At 71.3% G+C, this 15803-nt stretch carries 13 protein-coding genes; 6 read left to right on the forward strand and 7 right to left on the reverse strand.

The window, feature by feature from the left end; all coding sequences use genetic code 11:
• The 4 genes from FE633_RS33965 to FE633_RS33980 form a co-directional block, all read right to left on the reverse strand.
• A partial coding sequence (locus FE633_RS33965) for a 1,4-dihydroxy-6-naphtoate synthase (RefSeq protein WP_138049063.1) occupies window positions 1-813 on the reverse strand: 813 nt, incomplete at its 3' end.
• A 73-nt stretch (window positions 814-886) separates the two neighbouring features.
• Window positions 887-1576 carry a futalosine hydrolase gene (locus tag FE633_RS33970; protein WP_138049018.1) on the reverse strand — a complete coding sequence of 230 codons (690 nt, stop codon included), beginning with the start codon at window positions 1574-1576 and terminating at the stop codon, window positions 887-889.
• Window positions 1577-1586: 10 nt separating this feature from the next.
• Window positions 1587-2093: a hypothetical protein gene (locus FE633_RS33975; protein WP_138049019.1), complete on the reverse strand. Its 507-nt coding sequence runs from the start codon at window positions 2091-2093 to the stop codon at window positions 1587-1589.
• Window positions 2094-2179: 86 nt separating this feature from the next.
• Complete coding sequence (locus tag FE633_RS33980) at window positions 2180-3613, reverse strand: MFS transporter (RefSeq protein WP_171060231.1); 1434 nt, start codon at window positions 3611-3613, stop codon at window positions 2180-2182.
• Between the two features lie 359 nt (window positions 3614-3972).
• Between FE633_RS33980 and FE633_RS33985 the strand changes: the two genes are divergently transcribed.
• The 4 genes from FE633_RS33985 to FE633_RS34000 all read left to right on the forward strand — a co-directional run bounded on the left by FE633_RS33985 (window position 3973) and on the right by FE633_RS34000 (window position 10619).
• Entirely contained in the window at window positions 3973-4896 is a 924-nt protein-coding gene (locus tag FE633_RS33985; RefSeq protein WP_342791232.1) for a DUF3027 domain-containing protein, read from the forward strand.
• Between the two features lie 347 nt (window positions 4897-5243).
• On the forward strand, window positions 5244-8423 hold the full coding sequence (locus FE633_RS33990) for a sacsin N-terminal ATP-binding-like domain-containing protein (RefSeq protein ID WP_138049021.1): 3180 nt from the start codon (window positions 5244-5246) through the stop codon (window positions 8421-8423).
• 203 nt (window positions 8424-8626) lie between these two features.
• Window positions 8627-9559 (forward strand): hypothetical protein, encoded by a 933-nt coding sequence (locus FE633_RS33995; RefSeq protein ID WP_138049022.1) that lies wholly within the window; start codon window positions 8627-8629, stop codon window positions 9557-9559.
• Between the two features lie 214 nt (window positions 9560-9773).
• On the forward strand, window positions 9774-10619 hold the full coding sequence (locus FE633_RS34000; protein WP_138049023.1) for a DUF5707 domain-containing protein: 846 nt from the start codon (window positions 9774-9776) through the stop codon (window positions 10617-10619).
• On the opposite strand, the gene FE633_RS34005 is transcribed toward FE633_RS34000, so the two are convergent.
• From FE633_RS34005 to FE633_RS34015, 3 genes are all read right to left on the reverse strand, one after another.
• A complete protein-coding gene (locus tag FE633_RS34005) occupies window positions 10603-13026 on the reverse strand; it encodes an HAD-IC family P-type ATPase (RefSeq protein ID WP_138049024.1) in 2424 nt (807 codons plus the stop codon). The genes FE633_RS34000 and FE633_RS34005 overlap by 17 nt on opposite strands.
• Before the next feature lie 127 nt (window positions 13027-13153).
• Window positions 13154-13465 carry a DUF2530 domain-containing protein gene (locus FE633_RS34010; protein ID WP_138049025.1) on the reverse strand — a complete coding sequence of 104 codons (312 nt, stop codon included), beginning with the start codon at window positions 13463-13465 and terminating at the stop codon, window positions 13154-13156.
• Between the two features lie 29 nt (window positions 13466-13494).
• Window positions 13495-13686: a ribbon-helix-helix protein, CopG family gene (locus FE633_RS34015; protein WP_138049026.1), complete on the reverse strand. Its 192-nt coding sequence runs from the start codon at window positions 13684-13686 to the stop codon at window positions 13495-13497.
• 155 nt (window positions 13687-13841) lie between these two features.
• Here FE633_RS34015 and FE633_RS34020 point away from each other — a divergent pair, with 155 nt between their 5' ends.
• Both FE633_RS34020 and FE633_RS34025 read left to right on the forward strand, forming a co-directional pair.
• Complete coding sequence (locus FE633_RS34020) at window positions 13842-14279, forward strand: MarR family winged helix-turn-helix transcriptional regulator (RefSeq protein WP_119103058.1); 438 nt, start codon at window positions 13842-13844, stop codon at window positions 14277-14279.
• Window positions 14280-14318: 39 nt separating this feature from the next.
• On the forward strand, window positions 14319-15773 hold the full coding sequence (locus FE633_RS34025) for an MFS transporter (protein ID WP_138049027.1): 1455 nt from the start codon (window positions 14319-14321) through the stop codon (window positions 15771-15773).
• Window positions 15774-15803 lie beyond the last annotated feature (30 nt).

A 15803-nucleotide genomic window follows, 5' to 3' on the forward strand; every position in this document is an offset into this window, starting at 1 on the left:
CGCGTCCGGCGCGAGCGGCGGAACCAGCCCCTCGGCCGCCGCGCGAGTGAGCAGGCCGCGAACAGCCGCGTACCCCTCTTCACCGAGGTCCGCCGTGAACTCGTTGACGTACAGCCCGATGTGCTGGTTCGCGACCCTCGGATCCATCTCCTGGGCGTGTTCCAGGACGTAGGGACGCGACGCCTCCGGATCGTCCCAGGCGGCCCGCACGGACGCCCGCGCGGACTCGGCGAGCACACGCAGCCGCTCACGCCCCAGCGAGCGCTTCGCGATGATCGCGCCCAGGGGAATGGGAAGGCCGGTCGTCCGCTCCCAGTGCTCACCCATGTCGGCCAGCTTGTGCAGGCCGTAGTTCTGGTACGTGAAACGGGCCTCGTGGATCACGAGCCCCGCGTCGATCTTGCCGTCCCGCACCGCCGGCATGATCTCGTGGAAGGGCAGCACGACGATCTCGCCGATCGGGCCGCGCAGCGCGTCCGCGGCCCACAGGCGGAAGAGCAGATACGCGGTCGACTTCTCGCTGGGCACCGCGACCGTACGGCCCGTGAGGTCCACGCCCGGCTCCCGCGTCAGCACCAGCGGCCCGCAGCCCCGCCCCAGCGCACCGCCGCACGGCAGCAGCGCGTAGGTGTCGAGGACGTACGGCAGGACGGCGTACGACACCTTCAGCACGTCGAACTCACCGCGCTCGGCCATACCGTTGGTGATGTCGATGTCCGCGAAGGTCACGTCGAGCGCGGGCCCGCCCGGGATCCGTCCGTGGGCCCAGGCGTCGAAGACGAAGGTGTCGTTCGGGCAGGGGGAGTACGCGATCCGCAGCGGCTGTGACGGACTCGCGGGCGGCTGCTCGGAGCTGTCAGGGCTCGCGGGAGGCTGCCGGGAGCTGTCAGGGCTCGTGGGGCTCATTGGGCTCATGTGGGTTCCAACTCTCCAATACGGGCGCGAGCTTCCCGAAGGCCTCGGTGAGCGCGGCGAGGGCGTCACCGATCCGCCAGGCGGCACGGTCGCGCGGGCCGACCGGGTTGGACACGCCACGCAGCTCCAGCACCGGCACACCGTGCGCGGCGGCCGCCTCCGCGACCCCGAACCCCTCCATCGCCTCGGCCAGCGCCCGCGGATGGCGCTGCCGCAGCTCGGCGGCCCGCCCGGCGCTGCCGGTCACGGTGCTGACGGTGAGGACCGTGCCGGTGCGTGCTCCCGTGACGCCCGCGATGTCTCGTACGAGTGTTTCCGGTGGACGGTGGCTGACGCTGCCGAAGCCGAGCTCGGTGACCGGAACAAAACCTTCCGCGGTTTCCGCGCCCAGGTCCACGACGGTGATCTCGTCGGCGATGACGAGGGAGCCCACGGGCGCCTCGGGCAGGAAGCCGCCACCGATCCCGGCCGAGACGACGAGCCCGTACGCGGCGCCGGTCAGGGCGGCGGTGGTGAGAGCCGTCGCGGTGGCGGCCGCGGCGGCGGCGCAGCCCACGCCCGCGGCCAGCACGTCGTACGTGTCGGGGCCCGGGGCGGCCGTGAACGCGCGCGCCACCGCGTCCCGTTCGGCCGGTACCGCGGTGGCTACGAGGATGCGCATGGTGCCGGGATCAGGCGTCCGCGTTCTCGAGCTTGAAGTTCCACACGCCCTGGAACTGCGAACCCGACTGCTGGACGATGCTGATGTACAGCGTCTTCGGGGCGGCCTGTCCCTGCTGGTCGGCGAAGAGGTCCACGCCCTGGAAGGCGTAGTACGTCTTCTTGTACGCCGGAGTGACCTGCTGCCCGTTGATCCACAGGGCCCAGCCCTTGTCCGCGACCTCCGGGTCGACACCGATGCGCAGCGTCTCGCCCTGCGGGACCTTGATCGAGTCCGAGGCCTTCTTCAGGGCGCACTTGGTCGCCTCTTCACGGCCGAGGTTCTCGCCGTTCTCGTAGCACACGGCCTCGGCGCTCTTCGAGGACTTGCCGACCGTGACGGTCGCCATCGGCGTCGGCTCGTCACAGGCGGACAGGACGAGAAGTCCGGCGGAAACGGCGCCGACGGCGGCGACGGCGCGACGACGGCGCGCAAGGCCGTGTCCAGTAGCGGCACTGCCGCGGGGCAGGGAGGTCATGGCCGAAGGCTATCGGGCGCCCCCGACGGCTCGGCCACGTGGGGTCCATGGCGTGCCGCCCAGCCCCCTGCCGAGACGTGCGGCCGTCAGGCCACCCGGGCGTGCGGCCGGTCTCCCCGGTGCCGGGCAGAGCTCACCAGGCCGCGCACCGTGAACAGCCAGCCGGCCGCGACGATCCCGACGGCCACCGTCAGACCGAGCGAGCCGTTGAGCGGCAGCGCGATCCCGACCGCCCCGCCGACCACCCAGGCCATCTGCAGCAACGTCTCCGAGCGCGCGAACGCCGACGTACGGACCAGCTCCGGCACGTCCCGTTGGATTATCGCGTCCAGCGCCAGCTTGGACAGCGCCTGCGCGAACCCGGCGACCGCGCCGAGCGCCGCCACCAGGACCGCTCCGAAGAACACCGCCGCGGCGATCGCCACGACCAGCACGAAGGCGATGACCGCCACGATGATGATCTCGGGCGCCCGCGATCTCAGCGCCGCCCCGACCGCCGTACCGAGCGCGTTGCCCACCCCCGCCGAGACGCCCACGATGCCGAGCGAGACGGCCGCGCTCTGGCCGCCGAGCGGGTCCTCGCGCAGCAGGAACGCGAGGAAGAAGATCAGGAACCCGGACAGGGCGCGCAGCGCCGCGTTCGCCGCCAGTCCGTGGGTGACCGCCGCTCCGACCGTACGCAGCCCCGGGCGCTGTGGCGGCTTCAGGTGCGGCCCGTGCAGGTGCTGCTCGTCGGCCGCCAGCAGTGCCTTGTCCTCGCCCTTCGGCGAGTCGACCTTGGGAGGGAGCGAGAACGACAGGATCGTGCCCACCACGAAGATCACGAACGCGCCGTACAACGGATAGCGCGGACCCAGCGCCTGAAGCCCCGCCCCGACGGGCGCCGCCGCACCCGTCGCGAGGAGCCCGCCCAGGGTGACCCGTGAGTTCGCCTTCACCAGCGAGAAGGTGGGCGGCAGGAGCCGTGGCACCACCGCGCTTCTCACCACGCCGTACGCCTTCGACGCCACCAGCACGCCGAGCGCCGCCGGGTACAGCTGGATGCTGCCCGTGACCACCGCGCTCGAGAGCAGCAGGGCGAGGATCGCCCTCGCCAGCATCGCGCCGGCCATCGCGGCCCGGCGGCCGTGCGGGAGGCGGTCCAGGAGCGGACCGATGACCGGGGCCAGCAGCGTGAACGGGGCCATCGTGATCGCCAGATACAGGGCCACGCGGCCACGGGCCTCGTCCGTCGGTACCGAGAAGAACACCGTGGACGCGAGCGCCACGGTGATCATCATGTCCCCCGCGCCGTTCACTCCGTGCAGCTCGATCAGCTTGCCGAGGCCCGATTCGCCCGCCCCGTGCGCGTGCGTCGCCTTCCGGATTCCCCTCGCCGTCCCCGAGAACGGCAGATGCAGAGCACGTCCGACAGAGCGGACGGCCCCGCGCACCGGGCCCGCTCCGCTCGTCCGACGGCATTCCCCGGCGCCACCTCGGCCGATTCCGGTGCCGCCGTGGGCCGACTCTGCGTCTGCCACTCCGTCATAGTGCCCCCTGAAGGGCCGGTGTAGCCCGGTTACCGCGCGTATAGCGGCCGAGTGGGGTGCTGTGAGCCCGCTCGCCCCGGACCCGCGGAGCGCCGAAGATTCCCGCCGGTGTGTGCCCAGCGGCGGCGAGAGGGTAGCGTGCGTAGCGCGCCCGCGGCGGTGGTTCTCGGCCGCGCGCCTCTCGGTCATACCGCAGAATGGATGACGTAGGTGCGCCCGAGTGCGATCGGGCGCGGACGTCGACGCGGCCCTCCTCCAGTGTCTCAAGGCCTGGGAGGCCCCAGCCGCTCCGTCCGCACCCCCGCCGGGATGGCGCACCCGTGAGACGGCGTAGGAGAGAAGCGATACCAGTGAGCGCGACAACGCGAAGCCGCACACCCGACCGTCTGTGCGCCGAGGCCGTCGACCTCGCCCGGACCGCGGCCGAGGAGGCCGCCGCGCCCGGCGTCGTCGGGGAGCACGCCGGGCTCGTCTCCGAAGGGGACCGCGTTGTCACGCACTTCTTCGAGTGCAAGGAGCCCGGGTATCGAGGGTGGCGCTGGGCGGTGACCGTCGCGCGGGCCTCGCGCGCGAAGATCGTGACCCTTGACGAAACGGTGCTCCTGCCCGGGCCCGACGCACTGCTCGCTCCCGAGTGGGTGCCGTGGAGCGAGCGGCTCCGGCCCGGGGACATGGGTCCTGGGGACCTCCTCCCCACGGACGCGGAGGATCTCCGGCTGGAACCCGGCTTCACCGGCGAGGACGAGCCCGCGCCGAACTCGCTCGTCTCCGGGGAGATGGCCGAGCTCGTCGAGGCGGAGGACGTCGAGGTCACGGCCGGAGCGCCGGCGAACCTTCCGGTCCCCCCTTCCCGTGGCTCGATCTCGGCGCTCGCCGAGGAGCTGGGGATGCGCCGGGCGCGCGTGCTGTCCCGGTACGGCCTGCACGCGGCGGCCGACCGCTGGGAGGAGTCGTACGGGCCGAAGTCCGCGATGGCCCAGGCGGCGCCTGCCACATGCGTCTCGTGCGGTTTCCTGAATCCCGTCGGTGGGTCGCTGGGGCAGGCGTTCGGCATCTGTGCCAATGAGTTCTCGCCGGCGGATGGGCGTGTGGTGTCGCTCGGGTACGGGTGTGGGGGGCACTCGGAGGCGGCGGTCATGCCTACGCCGCCGCGGCCGGCTGCGCCGGTGATCGACGAGACGCGGGTGGATCCCTTCCCCCTGCGGCCGGCCCCGGACTCCGGCTCGGTGCCGACCACGACGGACGAGTCGTCGGCGGAGCTCGGCCACTCCTAGCCTCCGGGTGGTTGGGAGGCTTTTCCTTTCCCCAACCCCACCCCTTCCCGAAACAGGGGGCTGCGCCCCCAGGCCCCCCATACCGCCAGTCGCCCTGGGCGGGAGGGGGCGGGGGTGCGTGGGGTGTGTACTTCGGCCGCGGGCCGGCTGTGGCCGGTCGCGCAGTTCCCCGCGCCCCTGAAGGGGCGCGCCCGCAGTCGCCCACCGGCACACGCCCCCGACCCACCCACCAGCAGGCCCCCGCCCAACCGCCGGAGGCACCCCGTCCAACCGCCGGAGGTACGAGGTACCTTCGTGCCGCGACCGGTACCGCGTGCGGCCGTACACCTGGAGAAGGAGACTGAACCGTGAGCAAGTTCGTGCGGCCGGCAGCCGAGGGTGCGGATCCGTTCGGGACGGCGCGCCTGCGGCGAGGGGTGCTGGACGCCTGGGCGGCCAGCCCGGCGCGGTTCCGTGAGGACGCGAACGCCGAGGAGGAGCTCGTCCTCGGCGGCTACCGCGACCGCCTCGTCGTCGAACTCGCGCAGAACGCCGCCGACGCCGCCGCCCGGGCCGGCGTACCGGGCCGTCTGCGGCTCACCCTCCGCGGCGGCGCCCTCGTCGCCGCCAACACCGGCGCCCCCCTCGACGCCGCCGGCGTCGAGTCGCTGTCCACCCTCCGCGCCTCCGCGAAACGAGAGGACAGCGAAGGTACGGTCGGCCGGTTCGGCGTCGGATTCGCCGCCGTGCTCTCCGTGACCGACGAACCCGCCCTCGTCGGCCGCCACGGCGGCGTCCGCTGGTCCCTCGCCGAGGCCCGCGACCTCGCCACGGACACCGCCCGCCACAGCCCCGGCCTGGGCGACGAGCTCCGGCGCCGGGACGGCCATGTGCCCCTGCTCCGGTTGCCGCTCGCCGCCGAGGCCAGCGCCCCGGACCCGTACGACACCGCCGTGATCCTGCCCCTGCGCGACCCGGCCGCCCAGGATCTCGCCGAGCGTCTCCTCGACTCGATCGACGACGCGCTGCTCCTCGCCCTGCCCGGCCTGGAGGAGGTCGTCGTGGAGAGCGGCGACACGGTTCGCACGCTCCGGCTCCGGCACGAAGGGGGTGGCGCAGGGGAGAACGCGGGGGAGAACATCGTCACGGTCGAGGACTCCCGTGACGGTACGACCCGCTGGCGTACCGTTTCCGCGCACGGCTCCCTCGACCCCGCCCTCCTCGCCGACCGCCCCGTCGAGGAGCGTCTGCGCCCGCACTGGTCCCTCACCTGGGCCGTCCCCGTCGACGCCGACGGCGCCCCCGCCCGCCCCCGCACCAGCCCCGTCGTCCACGCGCCCACGCCCAGCGACGACCCCCTCGGCGTACCGGCTCTCCTCATCGCCTCCCTGCCCCTCGACTCCACCCGCCGCCATGCCGCCCCCGGGCCGCTGACCGACCTCATCGTCGAGCGCGCGGCCGACGCGTACACCGAACTGCTCGCCGCATGGCGCCCGGTGGGGGCCGGGATCATCGACCTCGTGCCCGGCCCGCTCGGCAAGGGCGAGCTGGACGGTGCGCTGCGGAAGGCGATCCTGGACCGGCTGCCGCGAACCGCCTTCCTGCCACCGGCCGCCCCGCCGGGCGAGGACACCGACCTGCCCGAAGCCCTCCGCCCCCGCGACGCCGAGGTCGTCGAGGGCGCCGGGGCCGAGACCGTACGCGTGCTCGCCGAGGTGCTGCCCTGCCTGCTGCCCGCCGGGCTCGAACGCCGGGTGGAACTGCGGACCCTGGGTGTCGAGCGGGTGCCGCTGACCGAGGCGATCGACCGGCTCGCCGGCCTGGAGAAGGAGCCAGGCTGGTGGCGGCGGCTGTACGACAGCCTGGCCGGCGTCGACCCGGACCGGCTGTCGGGGCTTCCGGTGCCGCTGGCGGACGGGCGTACGACGATCGGCCCCCGCCAGATCCTGCTGCCCACCGCGGACGGCATCCAGCCCACCGCCGACGACACCCGGACCACCACCGAGGCCACCGGAGCGGCTCCCCACGCCCTCGCCCGCCTCGGCCTCAAAGTCGCCCACCCCGACGCCGCCCACCCCCTCCTGGAGAAGCTCGGCGCCCTGGCCGCCACGCCACGCGCCGTCCTCACCACCCCCCAGGTACGCGCCGCTGTCGCCGCCTCCCTCGACGACGGCGGCTGGGACGAGGACGCCCCGGACGCCGAAGAGCTGGCCGACACCGTCCTCGCCCTCGTCCGCGACGCCGGCCTCGAACCCGGTGACGAACCCTGGCTCGGCGCCCTCGCCCTCCCCGACGAGGAGGGCGAACTCGCTCCGGCCGGCGAACTGGTCCTGCCCGGCAGCCCCTTCGCCCAGGTGATGCGGGAGGACGAACTCGCCGCCGTGGACGGGGAACTGGCCGAGCGGTGGGGCGAGCAGCCGCTGGCCGCCTGTGGCGTGCTGGCGAACTTCGCCCTCGTACGCGCCACCGATGTCGTCCTCGACCCGGACGAACTGGAGCCGCGCGACGGCGACTTCGCCGAGCCCGACGACGTGGGGCTGCTCGACGCCGTCGACGTGTGGTGCGAGGACGTCCTCGACCGGCTGCCCGAGACGCCGGTTCCGCCGGTCGCCACCGAGATCGTCTCCGTACGGGATCTCGATCTGGTCGACGACGACCGCTGGCCGCAGGCCCTGACGCTGCTCTCGCGTCCACCCCTGCGCGACGCCCTCACCCAGCCGGTCCGCGTCCTGCTGCCGGACGGGACGCACGAGATCGTCCGGTCCTACACCGCTTGGTGGTTGCGCGGGAACCCGGTGCTCGACGGCCGCCGTCCGGCGGGGCTGCGCGCCGCGGGCGGCGATCCGCTGCTGCACGGCCTGTACGACGCCGCCGACGCGACCGGGTTCGAGGACGAGCAGGTGCTGCGGGCCCTCGGGGTGCGCACCTCGGTCGCGGCGCTTCTCGACGAACCCGGTGGTGCGGCCGAGCTCCTCGACCGCCTGGCCGACCCCGACCGTCCCGTCTCCGCGACCCAACTGCACGCCCTCTACGGCGCCTTGGCCGACCTGGACCCGGAGCAGGTGACCCTGCCGGACGAGGTGCGCGCGGTCGTCGACGGGCAGGTGACGGTGGTGGACGCGGCCGACGCCGTGGTCGTGGACTCGCCGGACCTGCTGCCGTTCACGGCCGGCGTCCCGCTGCTCCCCGTACGGCCGTCACGCGCCGCCGACCTCGCCGAACTGTTCCAAGTGCGGCGGCTCAGCGAGTCGGTGACCGGCGAGGTCACCAGCGAGGGCGTCGAGCACGAGGTCCCCGATTCCGTCCGCGTCCTGCTGGGACCGACGACGCCCGAGACGTACGTAGAACACGAGGAACTCTTCGTCGACGGCGTCGAGATCGACTGGCGCCGCACGCGTGACGGCGTGCTGCACGCCGCCACCCTGGAGGGCGTCGCGGCCGGCCTCGCCTGGGCGGCCCGACAGTGGCCGCGCCGTTTCGAGGTCGCCGCGCTGCTCGAAGACGCTTCCAGGACGGAGGAGTTGGCGCGCGACCGCTGGTTCGACTGAGGTCGTTGTGCGCGGTGGGCGGTGCGCGGGGTGGTGTTGTCGGAGCCTTGTGACCTTGATCACAAGTACACGCAAACTTCACCACCCGCGCAACCAATCCCCCCTGAAAGAGATCTGATCAGCGGGTCAATAGACCCCACGATCACTCGGGCCCCACGTGAAGCCGCTTACCGTGGGCGCCCCTTTCTCCATCAGGGGAACGCATGCGCATACGTGCCACCGTGGCCGCCGTCACCGGCGCCCTGGCTCTCTCCGCCTTCGCCGTTCCGGCCGCACAGGCCGACGACTCCACCGCCTCCCGCGCGGACGCGGCCAAGGTCAGGGAAGCCGCCCGGTCCGTCCGGGCCACCTACGACCAGACCTCCGCGCGCGTGGTCGCCGAGGACGACGCCCCGTACGCCCTCGACCTCACCTTCTCGAACGTGAAGGTCAACGGTGGAAAGCCGATAGTGGCGGGCACCAGCAAGCAGGTCACCGTCCCGACGACCTTCACCGTGACGCACGGCGCCGACGTCGACATCCTCGCCGACGACTTCATCCTGGACGTCGAGATCTACCGCGGCTCCTACGGAGAGCCCGACAACACCCTCTACGGCGACAACCTCCCGACCTGCACGCCGGTCTCCACCACCGTCGCCACCTGCAAGGGCACCATCGACGTCTACCCGGGCATCGAGCTGGACAACACCGACGCCACCTCCTGGAAGGCCCTCGGCTACGCCATCGCCTTCAACGGCCAGGACCCGGCCGGCGAGACCTTCGACGTCACCAAGGTCGGTTACGCCGAGCAGGACGCCCTCGCCTCCACCAAGTTGCAGCGTTACTCCAAGCTGACGGTCAACGCCGCCCCGGAGCCCGTGAAGAAGGGCAGGACCATCACGGTCACCGGCGCCCTGACCCGCGCCAACTGGAACACGCACAAGTACGCGGGCTACACCAACCAGCCCGTGAAGCTCCAGTACAAGAAGAAGGGCACGACCACCTACCAGGACGTCAAGACGGTCACCTCGTCCACGGCGGGCAGCCTGAAGACCACGGTCACGGCGTCCTACGACGGCTACTACCGCTACAACTTCGCGGGCACCTCGACCACCCCGGCCGTCAAGGCCACGGGCGACTTCATCGACGTGCAGTAACCGATCGCCCGGGCGAGCGAGGCCGGAGAGGCAGGTAGATGTGAGCTGAACAACATCTGCCCAAGACCTTTACAACTCGTACAACCTTTCGCCCACTTCGTGGATCTGATCACGAGCCGACCGGCTTCAGACCAGCCGACCGGCTTCTCTCAGACCAACTGGGTCCCGCGTGACAGCGTTGTGCCGCGGGACCCCCTTTCCACGTGGGGAACACATGCGTATGCGTGCCACCCTGGCCGCCGTAACCGGGGCCCTGGCCCTTTCCGCTGTCGTCGTCCCGGCCGCCCACGCCGATGACGAGCCCAGCACCGCCTCGGTCGCCAGGACCGCGGAGTCCTTCGCGGCGAACGGCCCTCTCGACACGGTCATCGGCGACACCAAGATCTCGAATGTCGTCGTGAACGGCGGCAAGGCAGTCGTCCTCGGCACCACCACCAGGAAGACCTTCACGGTCAGCTTCACCGCGACCGACGACTCCGGCATCGACTGGGGGCAGGCGATCCTGTGGCACGGCCCGGACTTCGACCACCTCGACGGCGGCGCCGTGGCCGACTCGAGCGACGACAGGGCCGTCTGCACCGCGGTCAGTGCCACGACGTCGACCTGCAAGTCGTCCTACACCGTCAAGGCGAACACCGACCTCCTCAACGCGCTGGCCGGCGGCTGGAAGGTCTGGGCGCTCGCCCAGGGCACTGACGGCGACTACGTCCAGAAGGACAACGTCAAGGGCTTCAAGATCCAGCGCGCGTCGAAGCTGACCGTGAACGCCGCCCCGGAGCCGGTCAAGAAGAACAAGACCATCACGATCACCGGCAAGCTGAGCCGCGCCAACTGGGAGACCGAGAAGTACGCGGGCTACACCGACCAGGCCGTGAAGCTCCAGTTCAAGAAGAAGGGCTCGTCCACCTACACGGACGTCAAGACGGTCGAGTCGGGCTCCGGCGGCGCCCTGAAGACCACCGTCAAGGCCGCCCAGGACGGCTACTTCCGCTACGTCTTCGCGGGCACCTCGACCACCCCGGCCGTCAAGGCCACGGGCGACTTCATCGACGTGCAGTAACCGCGTTCCCGCGGAGCGCATCGCGGCGGCCCACCCATTTCCACACAAGCTCCAGGGTGGCCGCCGCCACCACCGCGATGCCCACCGCGCTCCACGGGATCGTCGTTCCCACCAGCTTCAGTGCGAAGACCTCCTGGAGCCACGGCACGACCAGGACGATCAGGAAGCCCGCGCCCATCGCGGCGACCAGGCCGATCCGCCACCAGGTGTAGGGCCGGGCGATGATCGCCAGCACCCACAGCGAGATCAGGAAGAGCGTCAGCGTCGCGGCACTCGTCTCCGCGTCCAACGCCTCGCGCCCGGTGTAGTGCTCACGGGCGATCAGATACGTGGCGAAGGTGGCCAGCCCCGCGACGGCGCCCCCGGGGATCGCGTACCGCATGACCCTGCGGACGAAGTGGGGCTGAGCCCGTTCCTTGTTGGGGGCCAGGGCCAGGAAGAAGGCCGGGACGCCGATCGTGAGGGTGCCCAGCAGGGTCACGTGCCGGGGCAGGAAGGGGTATTCCACCCGCGAGACCACGACCAGGAGGGCCAGCAGCACCGAGTAGACCGTCTTGACGAGGAAGAGGGTCGCGACGCGCGTGATGTTGCCGATCACCCGGCGGCCCTCCGCGACCACCGACGGCAGTGTCGCGAAGCTGTTGTTGAGCAGCACGATCTGCGCCACGGCCCGGGTGGCCTCCGAGCCCGAGCCCATCGAGACACCGATGTCCGCGTCCTTCAGGGCCAGCACGTCGTTCACGCCGTCGCCCGTCATCGCCACCGTGTGCCCGTTCGACTGGAGCGCGCCCACCATGTCCCGCTTCTGCTGCGGGCTGACCCGGCCGAACACCGTGCTCGCGTCGAGCGCCTTCGCCATCTCGTCCCGCTCGTCGGGGAGCCGGCGGGCGTCCATGACGTTCCCCGTGAGCCCCAGCTTCCCCGCCACCGCGCCCACCGACACCGCGTTGTCGCCGGAGAGCACCTTGGCCTGTACGTTCTGCTCGTCGAAGTACCGCAGCGTGTCCGCCGCGTCCGGGCGCAGCCGCTGTTCCAGGACGACGAGTGCGGCGGGCCGGGCGCCCTCCTGGACCCGCGGGTCGTCGAGATCCTTGACGGCCCGGGCCAGCAGCAGTACCCGCTGCCCGTCCTCGTTGAGCCGCTCGGTCTCGGCGAGCGCCGGGTCCTCGGCGGGCAGCAGCACGTCGGGCGCGCCGAGCAGCCACGTACTCGACTCGCCGTTTCCCTCGGTGAAGGAAGCCCCGCTGTACTTGCGTGCCGAGGAAAACGGCAGTGCCTGCTCGCACCCCCAGTCCCCGCTGTCCGGGTAGGCGTCGATGACCGCCTGCAGCGAGGCGTTGGGCCGCGGGTCCGAGGCGCCGAGCGCGCCGAGGACCTTGCGGACGTACGTCCCGTCATGGCCGTCCAAGGACCGCACCTCGGTGACGTCCACGCCGCCCTCGGTGAGCGTGCCCGTCTTGTCGAGGCAGACGGTGTCGACGCGGGCCAGGCCCTCGATGGCCGGCAGCTCCTGCACCAGGCACTGCTTCCGGCCGAGCCGGATGACCCCGATCGCGAAGGCGACGGACGTCAGGAGGACGAGGCCCTCGGGGACCATCGGCACGATGCCGCCCGCGGTCCGCGCCACGGAGTCCTTGAGGTCGTTCTCCTTGACGACGAGCTGGCTGATGATCAGGCCGATGGCGGTCGGGATCATCATCCACGTCACGTACTTGAGGATCGTGGAGATGCCGCTGCGCAGCTCGGAGTGGACCAGCGTGAAGCGGCTGGCCTCCTCGGCGAGCTGCGCCGCGTACGCCTCGCGCCCCACCTTCGTGGCGGTGAACGCGCCGCCGCCGGCGACCACGAAGCTGCCCGACATGACCTGGTCGCCGGGCTGCTTGACGACCGGGTCCGCCTCACCGGTGAGCAGCGACTCGTCGATCTCCAGTCCGTCGGTCTCGACGCACTCGCCGTCCACGACGATCTTGTCGCCCGGCCCGATCTCGATCACGTCCGCGAGCACGATCGCGGAGGTGCTGACCTCGGTCGCGACGCCGTCTCTGCGGACGGTGGGCCGCGCCTCGCCGATCACCGCGAGCGAGTCCAGGGTCTTCTTGGCGCGCAGCTCCTGGATGATGCCGATGCCCGTGTTCGCGAGGATCACGAAGCCGAACAGGCTGTCCTGGATCGGCGCGGCGGCCAGCGTGATCAGCCAGAGCACACCGATGATCGCGTTGAACCGCGTGAAGACGTTCGCGCGGATGATGTCGACCGTGGAGCGGCTGCTGCGCACCGGTACGTCGTTGACCTCGCCCCGGGCCACGCGCTCGGCGACCTGGGTCGCGGTCAGGCCTCTGGCCCGCGTGACGGGGCCAGAGGCCGGATGCACAGGATCGAGTTCGGCGCCCGCGTCGATGTGCGTCATGCAGACGACGGTACGGGGGGATATGGGGCTCCACATGCCGAGTGCGGCAAAGATCCGACCAGGGTAGGACGTGGTGTGATGCCGTGGTTGTACGAGGCTGCGCGGAAGTGGTCGTTCCGTATGGGCCCTAGTCGGAGACCGGATCCGTCATCTCATGGGCGGTGTTCGGGGGGCCGTCGGGACCGGTCGCCTTCGCCGCCGCGTCCCTCTTGATCGCCGCGTCCCGCTTCCGTACGTACCAGATACCGATCAGGCCGAGGCCGGCGCCGGCCAGGCAGGTCCACAGCCACCACAGGTGCCCGTGGTCGTCGAACCAGCCGTAGAAGGGAAGCTGCGCCACGAAGAGGACGAACCAGAGGATCGTGCCGCCTGTGATGGTGGCGACGACGGGACCCTCAAGGGGTTCCGGTGCCTCGTGCCTGGGGGTCCACTTCGCCATGTGCACAGCTTACGAGGGAGTTCCCCGCGTCAGGCGTCCGCGTCGACCCCGTAGAACTTCTCCGTCTCCTCGACCGCCGTACGGAACCGCTCGTCGAAGTCGTCGCGCATGAGCGTCCGGATCACATAGTCCTGGACGCTCATTCCCCGTTTCGCCGCACGATCCCGGAGCCGGTCGAGCAGCTCCCCGTCCATCCGCAGGCTCAGCACGCTGGTCCCCATGCCTACGAGGGTCGCCGCCACCGACCGGACCGTGCGTCACTTTTCGGAGCGGGCTCACTCAAACGGGTGACCGGGGTGTGGAGTGGCCGGGGTCACGGGAGACGGATGAGCATTCAGGTGGTCTTTAGGTAGGGTAATGAGTTACGCTAAAGAACATGGTTGACCTGACCCATGGCGACGACGCTGCCGCCGTGAACGCACTGCGATCCGCCGTGATGCGGCTGTCCCGCCGACTCAAGCACCAGCGGGTCGACGAGTCGCTGAGCCCGACCGAGATGTCGGTGCTCGGCACCCTCGCCCGATGCGGCACGGCCACGCCGGGCGAGCTCGCCCGCAAGGAACATGTGCAGCCGCCCTCGATGACCCGCATCGTCGCGCTTCTCGAAGCCAAGGGCCTGGTCAGTCTGGAGCCGCATCCCGAGGACCGGCGCCAGAAGGTGGTCGCGCAGACCGAGCGCGCCGAGGCGATGCTCGAAGAGAGCCGCCGCAAGCGGAACGCGTGGCTGGCAGACCTGGTCGACGGCCTCGACGAGGACGAGTGGGCCAAGCTGCGCGAGGCCGCCCCCGTCCTTGAGAAGCTCGCGCACCTGTAGTCCGCGCACCTGTAGTCATAGCCAAAGGAGGCGACCCGATTGAGTACGGGACCCGGAGCAGCTTCCGCCCCCGGACCGAACGACCCCGATTCCCCCGACGCCCTTACGACTCCTGCTTCCTCCACGTCCCCTGCTTCCTCTGCTTCTTCTGCTTCCTCCACGGCCCCGGATCGCTTTGCGTCGCCTGCCTCCCCTGAGAAGTCGTCGACGTTCAGCTCGCTGCGGATCCGGAACTACCGGCTCTTCGCCACCGGCGGCCTCGTCTCCAACACCGGCACCTGGATGTCCCGCATCACGCAGGACTGGCTGGTGCTGAGCCTGACCGGCTCCTCGACCGCGGTCGGCATCACGACCGCGCTGCAGTTCCTGCCGATGCTGCTCTTCGGCCTGTACGGCGGTGTCATCGCCGACCGCTACCCCAAGCGGCGGATGCTGTTCTTCACCCAGGGCGCGCTGGGCCTGTGCGGTCTCGCGCTCGCGGTCCTCACCCTCTCCGGGCAGGTGCAGGTCTGGCACGTCTATCTGATCGCGTTCCTGCTCGGCATGGTCACCGTCGTCGACAACCCGACCCGGCAGACCTTCGTCTCCGAGATGGTCGGCCCGGACCAGCTGCGCAACGCCGTCAGCCTCAACTCGGCCAACTTCAACTCCGCCCGCCTCATCGGCCCCGCCGTCGCCGGCGTTCTGATCTCGACCGTGGGCAGCGGCTGGGCGTTCCTCATCAACGGCCTCGCCTTCCTGGCGCCCATCACCGGTCTGCTCCTCATGCGCACGAGCGAGCTGTACAAGGTGGAGCGGGCGCCGCGCGGCAAGGGCCAGTTGCGGGAGGGGCTGCGCTATGTCGCCGCCCGGCCGGAGCTGATCTGGCCGATCGTGCTCATCGGGTTCGTCGGTACGTTCGGCTACAACTTCCCGATCTGGCTCACCGCGTTCGCCGACGACGTCTACCACGCGGGCGCCGGGACGTACGGCCTGCTCAACACGCTGATGGCGGTGGGCTCGGTCACCGGAGCCCTGCTCTCGGCCCGCCGGGCCTCGGTCCGTCTGCGGTTCCTGGTGGGTTCGGCGGCCGTGTTCGGCGTACTGGAGATCGCGGCGGCGCTGTCCCCGTCGTACTGGCTCTTCGCCTTCCTGCTGGTCCCCATCGGCATGGCCGCCCTGACGGTCAACACGACCGCCAACGCCAGCGTCCAGCTGGCCACCGACCCCGCCATGCGCGGCCGCGTCATGAGCCTGTTCATGATGGTCTTCGTCGGCGGTACGCCGCTGGGGGCACCCCTCGTCGGCTGGGTCACCGACTCGTTCGGCGCTCGTATGGGCTTCGCTTTCGGCGGCCTCGTCTCGGCGCTGGCCGCGGCGACGGTGGGGCTGATCCTGGCCCGCGTCGGCGGCCTGCGCCTGTCGGTCGGCTGGAACCACGGCCACCCGCGGGTCCGGTTCGTCCCGCGGGAGGAGGAGCGGGAGCGGGAGCCTGAGTTGGCGACGGTGGCGTAGGGCGTCGCCTCGGCCGTCCCGCTGCCGGGG

Origin of the sequence: Streptomyces montanus (genome assembly GCF_005786655.1) — a bacterium.
Lineage (GTDB): Bacteria > Actinomycetota > Actinomycetes > Streptomycetales > Streptomycetaceae > Streptomyces > Streptomyces sporangiiformans.